Origin of the sequence: Mycobacterium intracellulare ATCC 13950 (assembly GCF_000277125.1) — a bacterium.
Lineage (GTDB): Bacteria > Actinomycetota > Actinomycetes > Mycobacteriales > Mycobacteriaceae > Mycobacterium > Mycobacterium intracellulare.
Genome location: NC_016946.1, coordinates 3853414 through 3870325, shown reverse-complemented (window position 1 = coordinate 3870325; position 16912 = coordinate 3853414). Strand labels below are relative to the sequence as shown.

The following is a 16912-nucleotide window of genomic DNA, read 5'->3' as shown; positions in this document are numbered from 1 at the left end:
GCTTATGAACCCTCGTAGGTGTCGGGGTCCGGGCGCAGCCGGGTGCCGTCGTTGAGCCCGTTGATCGCATCCATGTGCTCGGCGGCCAACTCGAAATCGAACACGTCCATGTTGGTCGCGATGTGCTCTTCCTTGGCCGAGCGGAAGACGACCGCGTTGCCCAGCTGCAGGTTCCACCGCAGCAGCACCTGCGAGGCGGTCTTGCCGTATTCGCCGGCGATCGAGCTCACGGTCGGGTTGTCGATCAGCTTGCCCAGCGCCAGCGGCGTGTAGGACTGGGTGACGACGTTGTGCTCGGCGTTGGTCTTGCGCAACGCCTCCTGGTTGAGCAGCGGGTGCAGCTCGATCTGGTTGACCGCGGGAGTGACGAACGTGAGGTCGATGACGGTCGTCAGGTGTTCCTCGGTGAAGTTGGAGACGCCGATCGAGCGGGCCTGCCCGTCCCCGCGGGACTGGATCATTCCGCCGAAGGAGTTCACGTAGTTGCCCAGCGACGGGGCCGGCCAGTGAATCAGGTACAGGTCGACGTAATCCAGGCCCAGCCGTTCCAGGCTGGCGGTGCAGGCGTCCATCGCCCCCTTGAAACCCTGATCGGAGGTGGCCAGCTTGGTGGTCACGAACAGCTCGGCGCGCGGAATCCCGGAGGCGGCGATGGCGCGCCCGACGGCGGCCTCGTTGCCGTAGGCCGCGGCGGTGTCGATGAGCCGGCAACCGATTTCCAGCGCCGCCGATACCGCGCGTTCGGTCTCGTCGTCCGACAATTCCGCGACGCCCAGGCCCAGGGCCGGCATCGTGTTTTCGTCGTTGAGAGCAATTGAGGGTGCGGCGGAGCCCGACTCGCCAGTCAATTCATTCACCTGCCTGTGAAATTAATGGTCCGAGATTGTGCACCGAGCCGGGTTCCGCCATCGCGCGAGAAGATCAACGGCGTTCGGCGCCGAGTTCGAGGCGCTGCGTTCGAAATCGAACACGTCGAAGTTGCTCGCAATCCGTGAAGGCTTCATCGGCTTGGGGATCACGATATTACCGAGGGAGCAAATGCAACCTAATCAACACCTGGGCAGGTGTCCATCCGCGGCCTCTGGTACCCGGTGCGCCACCACGTACAGTTGGTCGCGCGGCACACCGGAATCGGCGGCCGCTCAGGGGTGAATTCACTTTCGTCGTCAAGCGGTGCCACGTTGTTTGAAAAAGGGGGTTGCCCATGACCAAGCCTCTGTCTGCCGCGCCAGACGTGCACACCGCAGCGCAGCGCGCGTCGGTGCCCCTGGCCAGTCGCATCCAGGGCGCCGTCACCAGCGCCGGGGTCAAGGTCATCCCGTGGATCCCGACCGCGGTGCGACGAGGGCTGGTTCGCGGCCGATCGGTCATCATCGACGGCAACACCCTCGATCCCACCTTGCAGCTGATGTTGTCGGGCCTGCGCGCCGTCGGCATCGACGGGCTGGTCGTCGGCGACGACCCGGCGGCGTCCCGGGCGCAGATGCACGACTCGACCGTGGGCTTCCCCGGTCCGCAGATCCACGTCGAGGTCACCGAGTTGTCGCTGCCCGGCCCGGCCGGGGACATCGGCGCCCGGCACTATCGTCCGGCCGACGGCGCGGCGGCCCCGTTGCTGGTCTTCTACCACGGCGGCGGCTGGTCGATCGGTGACCTGGACACCCACGACGCGCTGTGCCGGCTGACCTGCCGTGACGCGGGCGTCCACGTGTTGTCGATCGACTACCGGCTGGCCCCCGAGCACCCGGCGCCGGCCGCGATCGAGGACGCGTACGCCGCGTTCACGTGGGCATACGAGCACGCCGGCGAGCTGGGCGCCGCCCCCGGCCGTATCGCGGTCGGCGGCGACAGTGCCGGGGGCAACCTCGCCGCCGTCGTCAGCCAATTGGCGCGCGACGAGGGCGGCCCCGCGCCGGTGTTGCAGTGGCTGATCTATCCGCGGACCGACTTCACCGCGAAGACCCGGTCTCTGAGCCTTTTCTCGCGCGGCTTCCTGCTGACCAAACGCGACATCGACTGGTTCGAGTCCCAATACCTGCGCCGTTCGGAGCTGGACCGCACGGACCCGCGCGTCTCGCCGGCCCTGGCCGAATCGCTGGCCGGACTGGCGCCGGCGCTGATCGCGGTTGCGGGCTTCGACCCGCTGCGCGACGAGGGCGAGGCCTACGCCGAGGCGCTGCGGGCCGCCGGGACGGCGGTCGACCTGCGTTACCTGGGCTCGCTGACCCACGGCTTCGCCAACATGTTCCAGCTGGGCGGCGACAGCATGGTCGCGACCAGTGAGCTGATCTCGGCCCTGCGCGCACACCTCAGCCGGGTCTGAGTCGCCCGGCGGCCCGCGCCGGTAATCTAGAGGCGCCTTGTCCGATCGCTTTGTCGGCAGACCGACAACTCGCCTACCGAAAGATCAGGGAACCTGTGGCCGACAAACCCAAACGCCCCCCACGATTCGACATGAAGTCGGCCTCCGGCGGTAAGTCCGGCCGGCTCGTCCAGATCGGCGGTACCGCGTTCGTCGTGATCTTCGCGGTCGTCCTCGTCTTCTACATCGTGACGTCGAACCACAAGAAGCCCGCCGCCACCGGCGCGGGCGACACGGTGCGGGTGACGTCGAGCAAGCTGGTCACCCAGCCCGGCACCAACAACCCCAAGGCCGTGGTGACGTTCTACGAGGACTTCCTGTGCCCGGCCTGCGGCAACTTCGAACGCACCTTCGGGCCGACGGTGTCGCGGCTCATCGACGTCGGGGCCATCGCGGCCGATTACTCCATGGTGTCGATCCTGGACAGCTCGCGGAACCACAACTATTCGTCGCGCGCGGCCAACGCGGCCCGCTGCGTCGCCGACGAATCCCTCGACGCCTTCCGCCGTTTCCATACCGCGCTGTTCACCACCGACATTCAGCCCAGCGAAACCGGCAAGAGCTTCCCGGACAACGCGCGGTTGATCGAACTCGCCCGTGAGGCCGGCGCCGTGGGCAAGGTGCCCGACTGCATCAACAGCGGCAAGTACCTGGACAAGGTCACCGGCGAGGCCGCGGCCGCACAGATCAAGGCCACGCCGACGATCAAGATCAACGGCGAGGACTACGACCCGTCGACGCCCGACGCGCTGGTCAGCAAGATCAAAGAGATCGTGGGCAACATCCCGGGCATCGACGGCGCGGTCGCGCCGGCCGCCATGTGACCGGCGCGGTGTCGACCGAATCGGCCGATCCCAGCGCCGATCCCACCCCGGCCCCGGTGCCGGCGCCCAGCGCGTGGTGGCTGCTGATCGCCGGGGCGATCGGCCTGGTGGCGTCGATGACGCTGACGGTCGAGAAGATCGACATCCTGCTCGACCCGTCGTACGTGCCGTCCTGCAACATCAACCCGATCCTGTCGTGCGGCTCGGTGATGATGACGCCGCAGGCGTCGCTGCTGGGGTTCCCCAATCCGTTGCTCGGCCTGGTGGCCTTCACCGTGGTGATCGTCACCGGGCTGCTGGCGTTGACGAAAGTTGTTCTGCCCCAATGGTATTGGCTGGGACTGACGGCCGGGGTGCTGGCCGGAGCGGTGTTCGTGCACTGGCTGATCTTCCAGAGCCTGTATCGCATCGGCGCGTTGTGCCCGTACTGCATGGTGGTGTGGGCGGTCACCATGTCGCTGCTGGTGGTGGTCGCCTCGATCGCGTATCGCCCTGCGCTGCAGGCCCGCCAAGCCGGCCCGGCGTGGGTGGTGTACCAATGGCGATGGTCGATCGCCGCGCTGTGGTTCACCGCGGTGTTTCTGCTGTGCATGGCGCGGTTCTGGGACTATTGGTCGACGCTGCTGTAGGAATCTGGACGTGACCCGGATCATCGGCGGCGTGGCCGGGGGCCGGCGCATCGCGGTCCCGCCGCGGGGCACGCGGCCCACCACCGACCGGGTCCGCGAGTCGCTGTTCAACATCCTGACCGCGCGCCGCGAGCTGAGCGGCCTGGCGGTCCTGGACCTGTACGCCGGCTCGGGCGCCCTGGGATTGGAGGCGCTCTCCCGCGGCGCCGCCAGCGCGCTCTTCGTGGAGTCCGACCCGCGCACCGCGTCGGTCATCGCGCGCAACATCGACACCCTGGGGCTGCCGGGCGCGACGCTGCGCCGGGGCGCGGTGGCGGCCGTCCTGTCGGCCGGGACCGGCTCTCCCGTCGACCTCGTCCTGGCCGACCCGCCGTACGACGTCGCCGCCGCCGAGGTCGAGGCCGTGCTGGCGGCGCTGATCGCGCACGGGTGGGTGCGCGAGGGCGCCGTCGCGGTCGTCGAGCGCGCGGCCGGCGGCGCGCCGCTGAGCTGGCCGGCCGGCTGGTCGGTGTGGCCGCAACGCGTTTACGGCGACACCCGTTTGGAGCTCGCCGAGCGGGTATGAGCGGGCGTGTACCGTCATTTGCCATGGCGCCGCTCCTCCCCATCGCTTCGCTCTGCATCGTCTCGGCGCGCGCCATGGCGCCGCTCCTCATTGCTTGCTCTGCATCGTCGCCGGCGCACCACGTGGGCGCCGCTCCTCCTCATCGCTTCGCTCTGCATCGTCGTCGGTGCGGGTCATGAGCGGCGCGGTATGCCCGGGCTCGTTTGACCCGGTGACGTTGGGCCACATCGATGTCTTCGAGCGCGCGTCGGCTCAGTTCGACGAGGTGGTGGTGGCGATCCTGACCAACCCCGCCAAAAAGGGCATGTTCGACCTCGACGAGCGGATCGCGATGATCAACGAATCGACGACGCACCTGCCCAATCTGCGGGTGGAGGCCGGCCAGGGCCTGGTGGTCGATTTCGTGCGGTCGCGGGGGATGACCGCCATCGTGAAGGGGCTGCGCACCGGCACCGACTTCGAATACGAGCTGCAGATGGCGCAGATGAACAAGCACGTCGCCGGTGTCGACACCTTTTTCGTCGCGACCGCGCCGCGGTATTCGTTCGTGTCGTCGTCGTTGGCCAAGGAGGTCGCCATGCTCGGTGGCGACGTGTCGGAGCTGCTGCCCGAAGCGGTCAACCGTCGCTTGCGCGAAAAGCGTGCCGGTCGGTCCTGAGCGACACCGTCTGCCGCCGAAGGCGTTGGGCGGCAACGTCATTGACGAGACGGCAAGGGTGTGGAGTAGCCGGGCGCTGCGGGGGTACCCGATGGCTCCGAGCGCGCAACGCCACGCCCAGCGAGCGGAACGGGTCAATTACGCCACGGCGGAACGTATCTTGAAGATCTGATCCGAAGAAGAGGGGGGTTCGCGCGGTCGCCGACGTCAAAGGAGAACGGCAGCCATGACGGTAGACAATCTTTTCGACGTTCCCGAGGCCGCGACCAACCTGATCGCCCTGCTGGCCGACGAGGGAGTCGCGCACTTCTTCATCAACCCCGGAACCGACTCCGCCCCGATCCAGGAAGCGCTGGCGGCGGCGCGCGCGGCCGGCACGCCGAGCCCGCGGGCGGTGCTGTGTGTCCACGAGAGCGTCGCGTTGGCGGCGGCTATCGGACACCACATGGCCAGCGGCCGTCCGCAGGCGGTCATGGTGCACGTCGATGCCGGGACGCTGAACCTGGGCTGCCAGCTGCACAACGCCCAGCGCAACGGGACGCCGGTGGTGATGTTCGCCGGGCGCACCCCCTACAGTTCGGCGCCGGAGGTCCGCGGCCACCGCGATGCCTACATCCATTGGCAGCAGGAGCAACTCGACCAGCCGGCCGTCGTGCGCAACTACGCCAAATGGCACATGGAGGTTCCCCGCGGGCGAGAGCTGGCCCCCATCGTCCGGCGGGCATTCCAGGTCGCCCAGTCCAGCCCGTCCGGACCCGCCTACGTCATGCTGCCGCGAGAAGCCCTGATGGAGCCCGGCAGCCGTGCGTTGCCGCGCCGGCTGCCGCCGGCCATACCGCCCGGCCCGGACCCCGGGGCCCTGGGCCGGCTGGCCGGGATCCTGGTCGCCGGGCAGCGGGTCGTCATCGTCGCGTGTCGGACCGCGGCGGAACCCGGGGCCGCGGTCGTGTTGGCCCGCATCGCCGAGCTGCTCGGTGCGCCGGTGATCGACCAGGGCGACCGCGCCAACCTGCCGCTCGGGCACCCCCTGCACGTGGTGGGCGACGCGGGCCCGCTGGAAACCGCCGACACCGTGCTGCTGCTGGACTCCGAAGTGCCCTGGGTGCCCGCACAGCTGGCCCCGCCCGCGGATGCCCGCGTGGTGCAGATCGACGCGGACCCCGTCAAGGCCGGCATGCCGCTGTGGTCCTATCCGGTCGAGATCGCGCTGACCGCCGACACGCGGGTGACGCTGGTGCTGCTCGAGCAGACCCTGCTGCGGCTGGCCACCGACGAGCTGCGCGAGAAGTGGAGCGCGCGGCGGCGGGCGGCCGAATCCGATGTCGCGCAACGCCGCCGGGAGGCGGCGCGCCGTGCCGCGTCCGACCGCCCGGCCGATGCGCCCGACGCGATGCTGGCCGCGCTGGGCGCCGCGCTGCCACACGACGCCGTGGTGGTCCAGGAGGCGGTGACCAACTGGCCCGCCGTGGCCCGGCAGGTCCAGCGGCCGCCGGGGCAGTTCTTCGACACGGGCGCACCGGCGTTGGGCTGGGCGCTCGGCGGGGCCTTCGGGGTCAAACTGGCCAGGCCGCAGGCGCCCGTCGTCGCGATCTGCGGTGACGGTTCGTTCAACTTCGGTGTGCCCACGGCCGCGTTGTGGTCGGCGCATCGCCATGACGCGCCGTTCGTGACGGTGGTCTTGAACAACCACTCGTACCTGGCCTCGAAGCTGCCGGTGATGGAGCTCTATCGGCAGGGAATATCGATGCGGGAGAACGACTTTCCCGAGACCCGGCTCACGCCGGACACCGACTACGCCGCCCTGGCGCGCGCGTGCGGGGGAAGCGGACGCAGCGTGACTACGCCGGCGGAGATGCGCGAGGCCATCGGGTGGGCGCTCGCCGAGGCCGACGAGGGCCGGTGCACCGTGCTCGATGTGCAGTTGCCGCAACCGTGACGCGGATCAATGCGCGTGGCCGGAGCGGTCGGCGTCGGGGGAGCCGCCCATCATGCGCAGCATCGGCAGGCCCCCGGAGGTGATGAACCGGGCGACGAGGACGATCGCGAGCGCGCCGAAGGCGATGTTGAGCAAGGTCGTGTAGTTCCACGAGATAGAGGCCTCCAGCACGGTCGCGTTGCGTTGCGCCGGGATGAGATGCGTTGTGCCGAAGATCAATTCGACCAGGTATCCGGCGACCACCATCGCGGCGTAGAAGGTGCCCAGCAGGGTCAGCATCATCTTGGTGCCGTAGTACTTGCGGTAGATGTTGAGGATCGGGAGGATCAACAGGTCGGCGTAGATGAACGCGATGACGCCCCCGAAGCTGATCCCCCCGTTCCACAACACCGCGGCCAGCGGGACGTTGCCGATCGAGCACACGAAGGACACGATCGCCACGACGGGGCCCACGAGCGGACCCCACAGCGCCGACCAGACCGGGTGATCCACCAAAAAGAAGCTCTGCCAGAACTTTTCGGGAACCCACGCCGCGACGGCCCCCGCGATCAGCAGGCCAAGGACAAGGTCGCGCAGGATCGCCAGCCACTCCATCACGAACACGTGCGAGACCGAGGTGAAGCCGGCCGGGGAGAACAGCCGCCGCCAGAACGAGCCTTCTCCTTTGACCGACATGTCCATGGCGGCGTGGCCTTCCATCGATCCGGCGATTCCCTTTTCGGCCTGCTCGCGGGCGGCGTCGACGAGTCGCGAGCGCACGAACAGCCGGAACAATGCAGCGAGCACCACGATCATCAACGGGCCGCCGACGAATTCGGCGGCGGTGAACTGCCAGCCCATCAGCAGCGCCAGGATGATGCCCAACTCCGCCACGAGGTTGGTCGAACCGATCTCGAACGCCATCGCGGCGGTGAAGTCGGCGCCCTTGCGGAACAGCGATCGCGCCAGGGCCACCGCGGCATACGAGCACGACGACGACGCCGCCCCCAGCCCGGCCGACACCGCCAGGGTGCGGGGGCGGTCATCGCCCATCAGCGCCACGATCGTCGAGCGCCGCACGACCGCCTGCACCACCGCCGACAGGGTGAAGCCGACGATCAGCGCCCACAGGATTTCCCATGTCATCGAACCCGCGAGCGTCAGGGCGTGCCCGATCGCCGATAGCACCGTCATCACTGAAACCTCCTGCGGTGAGCCGCCGGCGCGAGGTGAGTCTGTTCCGACGCATCGGACTATACCCCTTGGGGGTATAAGGGCGCAGGGCCCGATCGTCCGGCGGTTCCTCGGACCCTAGAATCGCTGGCAAATAGCCGGGTCCGGGCGCGTCGACGCAAAACCCACACCGGGGCAAAGGCCGCAGCGGCGCGGCCCGGCGACGAATATGGACGAACCACCGCGCGCGGCCGTCGCCGCCGCGAAAACAGCGTGAACGGGCGCTTTCGCATGAAACTCACTGATCACGCCCACGCCGGCACCGGCGCGCCGGGGCGTTTAGGACACCGGGAACGGGCAAATACCCGACACACCGGTGTCGCCACCGCTGTCACAGAGACAACACCAGGCACACTGGTAACAACAGTTTTGCAGACGCCAGGAGGGTACGGCCGTGTATCGAGTGTTTGAAGCGCTGGATGAATTGAGCGCCATCGTCGAAGAAGCCCGCGGCGTCCCGATGACGGCCGGCTGCGTGGTGCCCCGCGGCGACGTGCTGGAGCTGATCGACGACATCAAGGACGCGATTCCGGGCGAGCTGGACGACGCCCAGGACGTGCTGGACGCGCGCGATTCCATGCTGCAGGACGCCAAGACGCACTCCGAGTCCATGGTCGAATCGGCGACCACCGAGTCGGAGTCCATGCTCAACCACGCCCGCGCGGAGGCCGACCGGCTGCTGTCGGACGCGAAGGCGCAGGCCGACCGGATGGTGAGCGAAGCCCGCCAGCACAGCGAGCGCATGGTCGGCGAGGCCCGCGAGGAGTCGATGCGCATCGCCACCGCGGCCAAACGCGACTACGAGGCCAGCGTCGGGCGCGCCCAGGCCGAGGCCGACCGGCTGCTCGAAAACGGCAACATCTCCTACGAGAAGGCCGTGCAAGAGGGCATCAAGGAACAGCAGCGCCTGGTCTCGCAGAACAGCGTGGTCGAGGCGGCCAACGCCGAGGCCACCCGGCTCATCGACTCGGCGCACGCCGAGGCCGACCGGCTGCGGGGCGAATGCGACATCTACGTCGACAACAAGCTCGCCGAGTTCGAGGAATTCCTCAACGGCACCCTGCGGTCGGTGGGTCGCGGCCGCCACCAACTGCGGACAGCGGCCGGGACGCACGACTACGCCGTGCGCTAGCGTTTCGCCGCCCGCCCAGCGGGCGGGCGAGCCCTGGAATTGTGCGGCCGGCGCCGTAGGATTTCCGATATGACGCGCCAGCACACCACCTCATCGACGCGCGGCGGTGCGCCTCGGCTATCTGGGCCGATGACGTTCGACATCACCCGGCTCGGGCGGCGGCCCGGCGCGATGGTGACCGTGCGCAACACCGTGCCCACCCCGGCGCGCATCGGGCTGGACATGATCGCGATCGAGGCCGGCGCCCCCCTGGAACTGGACCTGCAGGTCCAGTCGGTGTCCGAGGGCGTCCTGGTGACCGGGACGGTGACCGCGCCCACCGCCGGCGAATGCGCGCGGTGCCTGACCCCGCTCGACGGGACCGTGCAGGTGCGGTTGACCGAACTGTTCGCCTACCCGGACAGCACCACGGAGGCGACCACCGAGGAGGACGAGGTCGGCCACATCGTCGACGACACCATCGACCTCGAGCAGTCCATCGTCGACGCGGTGGGGCTCGAACTCCCCTTCTCGCCGGTGTGCACGCCGGATTGCCCGGGGCTGTGCCCCGAATGCGGGGTGCCGCTGGCCGCCGAACCGGGCCATCAGCACGACCGCATCGACCCGCGCTGGGCCAAGCTGGCGGGCATGTTCGACCCCGAGGCGGACGAATCGCGGGGTGAGCGGTGAGCTCACGGCAGGCTCTGCTCGACGCCCTCGGGGTTGAGCTGCCCGACGAACTGCTGTCCTTGGCGCTGACGCACCGCAGCTACGCCTACGAACACGGCGGGCTGCCGACCAACGAGCGGCTGGAGTTTCTCGGCGACGCCGTGCTGGGCCTGACCATCACCGACGAGCTCTACCACCGCCATCCCGATCGCAGCGAGGGGGACCTGGCCAAGCTGCGGGCCAGCGTCGTCAACACCCAGGCGCTGGCCGACGTCGGGCGAAAGCTCTGCGAGGGGGGCCTCGGGGTGCACCTGCTGCTGGGGCGCGGGGAGGCGAACACGGGCGGGGCGGACAAGTCGAGCATCCTGGCCGACGGCATGGAATCGCTGCTGGGTGCGATCTACCTCGAGCACGGGATCGACGTTGCGCGCGAGGTGATCCTGCGGTTGTTCGGCCCGCTGCTGGACGCCGCGCCGACGCTGGGGGCCGGGCTGGACTGGAAGACCAGCCTGCAGGAGCTGACCGCGGCCCGCAGCATGGGCGCGCCGTCCTACGTCGTCACCTCGACCGGCCCCGACCACGACAAGGAATTCACCGCCGTGGTCGTGGTGGCCGACACCGAATACGGCTCGGGCGTGGGCCGCTCCAAGAAGGAAGCCGAACAGAAGGCCGCGGCGGCGACCTGGAAAGCGCTGGAAGCGCTGGACACCGTTCCCGGCAGCTGAATCGATGCCCGAACTGCCCGAAGTCGAGGTGGTGCGCCGCGGCCTGCACGCCCATGTGGTGGGAAAGACGATCACGGCCGTCCGGGTGCACCACCCGCGCGCGGTCCGACGCCACGAGGCGGGGGCCGCGGACCTGACCGCCCGACTCCTCAACGACCGGATCACCGGCACCGACCGGCGCGGTAAGTACCTGTGGCTGCTGCTCGACAGCGACGCGGCGCTCGTCGTGCACCTCGGCATGAGCGGGCAGATGCTGCTCGGCGCGGTGCCGCGCGCCGACCACGTCCGGATCTCCGCCCTGCTCGACGACGGGACCGTGCTGAGCTTCGCCGATCAGCGCACCTTCGGCGGGTGGATGCTCGCCGACCTGGTCGAGGTGGACGGCAGCGTGGTGCCCGAACCCGTCGCGCACCTGGCGCGCGACCCGCTGGACCCCCGGTTCGACGCCGACGCCGTCGTAAAGGTCTTGCGGCGCAAGCACTCCGAAATCAAGCGCCAGCTGCTCGACCAGCAGGTGGTGTCGGGCATCGGCAACATCTATGCCGACGAGGCGCTGTGGCGCGCCAAGGTGCACGGGGCGCGGATCGCCGACGCGCTGACCCGCAAGCAGTTGACCGCCGTGCTCGACGCGGCCGCCGACGTGATGCGTGACGCGCTGGCCAAGGGCGGGACCTCGTTCGATTCGCTGTACGTCAACGTCAACGGCGAATCCGGATACTTCGACCGCTCACTGGACGCCTACGGCCGCGAAGGCCAGGGCTGCCGCCGCTGCGGCGCGGTGATGCGCAGGGAGAAGTTCATGAACCGCTCGTCGTTCTATTGCCCGAAATGCCAACCGCGCCAGCGTGTTTGAGTGTGAAGACTTGGCTTTGACGGTGACCACACGGTTGCGACACGCCGAGGGTGGGTGACCGGCTTTCACACCGGACGCCCCGCGTTCACACTCGACTACGCAATAGGTGCATCACTCGAAGATGTCACGGCGCAGCGTCCCCGTGGGCAGCGCCGGATCCACAAACCACTCGTGGCTGAACAGCGCGCCGAACACCTGGGGCGGCAACCGCATCAGGAGCCCGAACAGGCGCGCGCCCAGGCCCGAACTGCCGATCTGGGAACGGTGCGCGGCAAAAGCGTCCCGCTTCTGGCGGGCGAAGCGGAACACGTTGACCCGGTGGGTGATGGTCGCGCGCGGGGCATACGCGCCCCGGACGATGTCACGTTCGTACGGTCCGGGAAGCCGCAGCAGGTGCGCGAGATCGCTGACGCGAAGCAGCATTTCGCGCGGCATCGTCACCTCGAGCACCCGGGGAATCGCGGCGAGCTCGGCGGCTCGCTTGCCGACGTGGTGCACCTGCACATGATCGCGGTGGCCGTAGCCGCCGTTGGGCTGGTAGCTGAGCAGCAGATCGGCGCGCTCATCGCGAAGGATGGTGGCCAGCCGCCCCGCCGCCTCGTCGAGGTCCGCCCGCCCGAATCGGGTGCGCCCGGGCGGATCGGGGTAGAACAGCGGGCCGTAGCCGCTGTCGGCGTAGCCGAGGCACTCCACCCGCTGGGCCCCGAGAATGCTTGCGCTCGACCGCAATTCGCCCAGCCGGTTGTCGTCCTCGTTGTGCACCCGCCCGTCGGTCGCCGTGACCACGACGACGCGATGCCCGGCCGCGGACGCGCGCGCAAGCGTGCCGCCGGTGAGGACCACCTCGTCGTCGGGGTGCGCGTGAAACGCGACGACGGTGGCCATGCCAAACAGTATGCCCGCGCGTCACGGCACGGCGGCCCGGTAGAAATGAGCCATGGCCGAACTATGGGTGGAGCGCACCGGAACTCGCCGCTACACGGGATACAGCTCGCGGGGAGCACAGGTGCTCGTCGGCTCCGAGGACGTCGACGGCGTGTTCACTCCCGGCGAGCTGCTCAAGATCGCGCTCGCGGCCTGCAGCGGGATGTCCAGCGATATGCCGCTGGCCCGCCGGCTGGGCGACGACTACAAGGCGGTCGTCAGGGTCTCCGGCGCGGCCGACCGCGAGCAGGAACGCTATCCGCTGCTCGAGGAGACGCTGGAGCTGGATCTGTCGGGGTTGGCCGAGGACGAGAAGGAGCGCCTGCGCGTCGTGGTCAACCGGGCCATCGACCAGGTCTGCACGGTCGGGCGCACCCTGCAGTCCGGCACCGCCGTCAACTTCGAGGTGAGCGATGTCGGATCCTGACGCCCGGCTCACCGCCTGGGTGCACGGGAACGTCCAGGGGGTGGGTTTCCGCTGGTGGACGCGGTGCCGGGCGCTGGAGCTGGGCCTCACCGGCTACGCCGCCAACCAGGCCGACGGCCGGGTGCTGGTGGTCGCCCAGGGGCCGCGGGAGGCCGGCGAGAAGCTGCTGGAGCTGCTGCGGGGCGGCGCGTCCTGGCCCGCCCAGCCCGGACGCGTCGACAAGGTCGTCGCCGACTGGTCGCAGCCCCAGGAGCGTTTCGAGGGGTTCGTCGAGCGGTGACGGCGCCTGCTTCTCGTGGCTGATGTGACCACTGTGACCAGTGCGTCGCCCCGCGACGCCGCCGGCAGATTTCGGCCCGGCCGACACCCCTCGGTGAGCCTGTCCGGGATGGTTTGAGCGGTAGTCTGGCTCGCCGTGTACCTCAAGAGTCTGACGCTGAAGGGCTTCAAGTCCTTTGCCTCGCCGACGACTCTGCGTTTCGAGCCGGGCATCACCGCGGTGGTCGGGCCCAACGGTTCGGGCAAGTCCAACGTCGTCGACGCGCTGGCCTGGGTCATGGGCGAGCAGGGCGCCAAGACGCTGCGCGGCGGGAAGATGGAGGACGTCATCTTCGCCGGGACCTCGTCGCGCGCCCCGCTGGGCCGCGCCGAGGTCACCGTCACCATCGACAACTCCGACAACGCGCTGCCCATCGAGTACTCCGAGGTCTCGATCACCCGGCGGATGTTCCGCGACGGCGCCAGCGAATACGAAATCAACGGCAGCAGTTGCCGTTTGATGGATGTTCAGGAACTGCTGAGCGACTCCGGGATCGGCCGGGAGATGCACGTCATCGTCGGGCAGGGCAAGCTCGACGAGATCCTGCAGTCGCGGCCCGAGGACCGTCGCGCGTTCATCGAGGAAGCCGCGGGCGTGCTCAAGCACCGCAAGCGCAAGGAGAAGGCCCTCCGCAAGCTCGACGCGATGTCGGCGAACCTGGCCCGGCTCACCGACCTGACCACCGAGCTGCGCCGCCAACTCAAACCGTTGGGCCGCCAGGCCGAGGTGGCCCGCCGCGCCCAGACGATCCAGGCCGACCTGCGTGACGCGCGGCTGCGGCTGGCCGCCGACGACCTGGTCAACCGCAAGGGCGAGCGCGAGGCCATCTTCGAGGCCGAGGCCGCCATGCGGCGCGAGCACGACGAGGCCTCCGCGCGGCTGGCCGTCGCGTCCGAGGAGCTCACCGCGCACGAAACCGCCGTCGGCGAGCTCTCCGGGCGCGCCGAATCGGTGCAGCACACCTGGTTCGCGCTGTCCGCGCTGGCCGAACGGGTGGCCGCCACGGTGCGCATCGCCAGCGAGCGGGCCCAGCACCTCGACGTGGAGCCGGTGGCGGCCGGCGACACCGACCCCGACGCTTTGGAAGCCGAGGCCGAGCAGGTCGCGATCGCCGAGCAGCGGCTGCTGGCGGAGTTGGCCGCGGCGCGCACCCGGCTCGACGGCGCGCGCGCCGAGTTGGCCGAGCGCGAGCGCGAGGCCGCCGAGGCCGACCGGGCGCACATGGCGGCTGTGCGCGCCGAGGCGGATCGGCGCGAAGGGCTGGCGCGGCTGGCCGGTCAGGTGGAGACGATGCGGGCGCGCGTCGAGTCGATCGACGACAGCGTCGCGCGGCTGTCCGAACGCATCGAAGCCGCCGCCGCCCGCGCCCAGCAGGCCAAGGCCGAATTCGAAACCGTGCAGGGTCGCGTCGGGGAACTCGACCAGGGCGAGATGGGACTCGACGAGCACCACGAGCGCACCGTGGCCGCGCTGCGGTTGGCCGACGCGCGGGTCGCCGAACTGCAGTCCGCCGAGCGGGACGCCGAACGCCAGGTGGCCTCGCTGCGCGCCCGCATCGACGCGCTGGCCGTCGGCCTCGAACGCAAGGACGGCGCCGCCTGGCTTACCCAAAATCATTCCGGCACAGGGCTTTTGGGTCCAATGGCCAAGCTGGTCAAGGTCCGCTCCGGCTACGAGGCGGCGCTGGCCGCGGTGCTGGGATCGGCGGCCGACGCGCTGGCCGCCGAGAGCTTCGGCGCGGCCCGGTCCGCGGTCGCCGCGCTCAAACAGGCCGACGGCGGCCGGGCCGCGCTGGTGCTCGGAGACTGGCCCGCCGATCACCCCGCCCCGCAGCCCGCCCCGGCGGGCGCGCTGTGGGCGCTCGACCTGATCGACGCTCCCGAGCGGCTGCGCGGCGCGATCACGGCGATGCTCTCGGGCGTCGCGGTGGTCGACGACCTGGACCGGGCGCTGGCCCTGGTGGCGGAGCATCCCCGGTTGCGCGCGGTCACCCTCGACGGCGACCTGGTGGGCGCCGGCTGGGTGAGTGGGGGCTCCGATCGCAAGCTGTCCACGCTCGAGGTGACCTCCGAGATCGACAAGGCCGGCGACGAGCTGACCGCCGCGGAGGCCCAGGTGGCCCAGCTGAGCGCGGCGCTGTCCGGCGCGCTGACCGAGCAGGCCGCCCGTCAGGACTCCGCCGAGCAGGCGCTGGCCGCCCTCAACGAATCCGACAGCGCCATCTCGGGAATGTACGAACAGCTCGGCCGGCTCGGCCAGGAAGCCCGCATGTCCGAGGACGAGTGGAGCAGGCTGCTGCGGCAACGCGAGGAGCTCGAAGCGGGCCGGACCCAGACCGTCGCCGAAGTCACCGAACTGGAAACCCGGCTGCGCAACGCCCAGGAGACCCAGCAGGCGCCGGCGGAGGAACCGGTGGACCGCCAGCAGATCGCCGCCGCCACCGAGAACGCGCGCAGCGTCGAAGTGGAGGCCCGGCTCGCGGTGCGCACCGCCGAGGAGCGCGCGAACGCGGTGCGCGGGCGGGCGGATTCGTTGCGCCGCGCGGCCGCCGCCGAACGCGAAGCCCGGGTGCGGGCCCAGCAAGCACGTGAGGCGCGGCTGCGGGCGGCCGCGGTGGCCGCGGCGGTGGCCGACTCCGGCCGGCTGCTGGCGCAGCGGTTGAACGGGGTCGTCGACTCGGCGTCCAAGATCCGCGACGCCCTGGCCGCCGAACGCCAGCAGCGCGCGACGGCGATGGCGGCGGTGCGCGACGAGGTGAACGCGCTGGGCGCCCGGGTGGCCGCCCTGACCGACTCGCTGCACCGCGACGAGGTGGCCAACGCCCAGGCTGCGCTGCGGATCGAGCAGCTCGAGCAGATGGTGCTCGAGCAGTTCGGCATGGCGCCCGAGGATTTGATCGCCGAGTACGGCCCGCAGAACGAGCTGCCGCCGACCGACCTGGAAATGGCCGAATACGAGCAGGCCAAGGAGCGCGGCGAGCAGGTCTTCGCGCCGGCCCCCATTCCCTACGACCGCGCCACCCAGGAGCGCCGGGCCAAGCGGGCCGAGCGCGAACTGGCCGAACTGGGCAGGGTCAACCCGCTGGCGCTGGAGGAGTTCGCCGCGCTCGAGGAGCGCTACAACTTCCTGTCCACCCAGCTCGAGGACGTCAAGGCCGCCCGCAAGGACCTGCTCGGGGTGGTCGACGAGGTCGACGCCCGCATCCTGCAGGTGTTCAGCGAGGCCTACGCCGACGTGGAGCGCGAATTCACCGAGGTGTTCACCGTGCTGTTCCCCGGCGGCGAGGGCCGGCTGCGGCTGACCGATCCGGGCGACATGCTGACCACCGGCATCGAGGTGGAGGCCCGTCCGCCGGGCAAGAAGGTCACCCGGCTCTCGCTGCTGTCCGGTGGCGAGAAGGCGCTGACCGCGGTGGCGATGCTGGTGGCGATCTTCCGGGCCCGCCCGTCGCCGTTCTACATCATGGACGAGGTGGAGGCCGCCCTCGACGACACCAACCTGCGGCGCCTGATCTCGCTGTTCGAGCTGCTGCGGGCGCGCTCGCAGCTCATCATCATCACCCACCAGAAGCCGACCATGGAGGTCGCCGACGCGCTCTACGGCGTGACCATGCAGGGCGACGGCATCACCGCGGTGATCTCCCAGCGGATGCGCGGCCAGCAGGTGGAGCAGTTGGTCACGACCTGATCGGCGGGCCG

General features: G+C 69.9%; 16 protein-coding genes. 13 read left to right on the top strand and 3 right to left on the bottom strand.

All coding sequences use genetic code 11. The features are described 5' to 3' along the window. Positions 1-2: 2 nt before the first annotated feature. Positions 3-848: an aldo/keto reductase gene (locus tag OCU_RS42640; protein WP_161807802.1), complete on the bottom strand. Its 846-nt coding sequence runs from the start codon at positions 846-848 to the stop codon at positions 3-5. Between the two features lie 356 nt (positions 849-1204). Here OCU_RS42640 and OCU_RS42635 point away from each other — a divergent pair, with 356 nt between their 5' ends. From OCU_RS42635 to OCU_RS42610, 6 genes are all read left to right on the top strand, one after another. Further along, positions 1205-2323 carry an alpha/beta hydrolase gene (locus tag OCU_RS42635; protein WP_009955165.1) on the top strand — a complete coding sequence of 373 codons (1119 nt, stop codon included), beginning with the start codon at positions 1205-1207 and terminating at the stop codon, positions 2321-2323. Positions 2324-2418: 95 nt separating this feature from the next. Then, positions 2419-3186, top strand: coding sequence for a DsbA family protein (locus tag OCU_RS42630; RefSeq protein ID WP_009955166.1), 768 nt, complete (start codon positions 2419-2421; stop codon positions 3184-3186). Next, complete coding sequence (locus tag OCU_RS42625) at positions 3183-3815, top strand: vitamin K epoxide reductase family protein (protein WP_009955167.1); 633 nt, start codon at positions 3183-3185, stop codon at positions 3813-3815. Before OCU_RS42630 ends, OCU_RS42625 begins: the two co-directional genes overlap by 4 nt. 10 nt (positions 3816-3825) lie before the next feature. Continuing rightward, positions 3826-4380 (top strand): 16S rRNA (guanine(966)-N(2))-methyltransferase RsmD, encoded by a 555-nt coding sequence (gene rsmD, locus OCU_RS42620; RefSeq protein ID WP_014380717.1) that lies wholly within the window; start codon positions 3826-3828, stop codon positions 4378-4380. Positions 4381-4555: 175 nt separating this feature from the next. After that, complete coding sequence (coaD, locus tag OCU_RS42615) at positions 4556-5038, top strand: pantetheine-phosphate adenylyltransferase (protein ID WP_009953984.1); 483 nt, start codon at positions 4556-4558, stop codon at positions 5036-5038. A gap of 226 nt (positions 5039-5264) precedes the next feature. Then, on the top strand, positions 5265-6974 hold the full coding sequence (locus tag OCU_RS42610; RefSeq protein WP_014380713.1) for a thiamine pyrophosphate-requiring protein: 1710 nt from the start codon (positions 5265-5267) through the stop codon (positions 6972-6974). Positions 6975-6980: 6 nt separating this feature from the next. Here OCU_RS42610 and OCU_RS42605 read toward each other — a convergent pair whose 3' ends face one another. After that, on the bottom strand, positions 6981-8147 hold the full coding sequence (locus tag OCU_RS42605) for a permease (protein WP_036459368.1): 1167 nt from the start codon (positions 8145-8147) through the stop codon (positions 6981-6983). A 433-nt stretch (positions 8148-8580) separates the two neighbouring features. On the opposite strand from OCU_RS42605, the gene sepIVA reads away from it, so the two are divergent. The 4 genes from sepIVA (at position 8581) to mutM (ending at position 11544) form a co-directional block, all read left to right on the top strand. Further along, on the top strand, positions 8581-9318 hold the full coding sequence (gene sepIVA, locus OCU_RS42600; protein WP_009956333.1) for a cell division protein SepIVA: 738 nt from the start codon (positions 8581-8583) through the stop codon (positions 9316-9318). A gap of 69 nt (positions 9319-9387) precedes the next feature. Then, positions 9388-9987, top strand: coding sequence for a YceD family protein (locus tag OCU_RS42595; protein WP_193375121.1), 600 nt, complete (start codon positions 9388-9390; stop codon positions 9985-9987). Further along, positions 9984-10691 (top strand): ribonuclease III, encoded by a 708-nt coding sequence (gene rnc / locus OCU_RS42590; RefSeq protein WP_009956337.1) that lies wholly within the window; start codon positions 9984-9986, stop codon positions 10689-10691. The genes OCU_RS42595 and rnc overlap by 4 nt, the downstream gene beginning before the upstream one ends. Before the next feature lie 4 nt (positions 10692-10695). Then, positions 10696-11544, top strand: coding sequence for a DNA-formamidopyrimidine glycosylase (mutM, locus tag OCU_RS42585; RefSeq protein WP_014380710.1), 849 nt, complete (start codon positions 10696-10698; stop codon positions 11542-11544). Between the two features lie 111 nt (positions 11545-11655). Here the strand turns inward: mutM and OCU_RS42580 are convergent, their stop codons facing one another. Further along, positions 11656-12429 (bottom strand): PIG-L deacetylase family protein, encoded by a 774-nt coding sequence (locus OCU_RS42580; protein WP_014380709.1) that lies wholly within the window; start codon positions 12427-12429, stop codon positions 11656-11658. Between the two features lie 52 nt (positions 12430-12481). Between OCU_RS42580 and OCU_RS42575 the strand changes: the two genes are divergently transcribed. The 3 genes from OCU_RS42575 (at position 12482) to smc (ending at position 16901) form a co-directional block, all read left to right on the top strand. Then, positions 12482-12895, top strand: coding sequence for an OsmC family protein (locus tag OCU_RS42575; RefSeq protein ID WP_014380708.1), 414 nt, complete (start codon positions 12482-12484; stop codon positions 12893-12895). After that, positions 12882-13175, top strand: coding sequence for an acylphosphatase (locus tag OCU_RS42570; RefSeq protein WP_008258938.1), 294 nt, complete (start codon positions 12882-12884; stop codon positions 13173-13175). Before OCU_RS42575 ends, OCU_RS42570 begins: the two co-directional genes overlap by 14 nt. 135 nt (positions 13176-13310) lie before the next feature. Then, complete coding sequence (gene smc, locus OCU_RS42565) at positions 13311-16901, top strand: chromosome segregation protein SMC (protein ID WP_014380707.1); 3591 nt, start codon at positions 13311-13313, stop codon at positions 16899-16901. Positions 16902-16912: the final 11 nt, after the last annotated feature.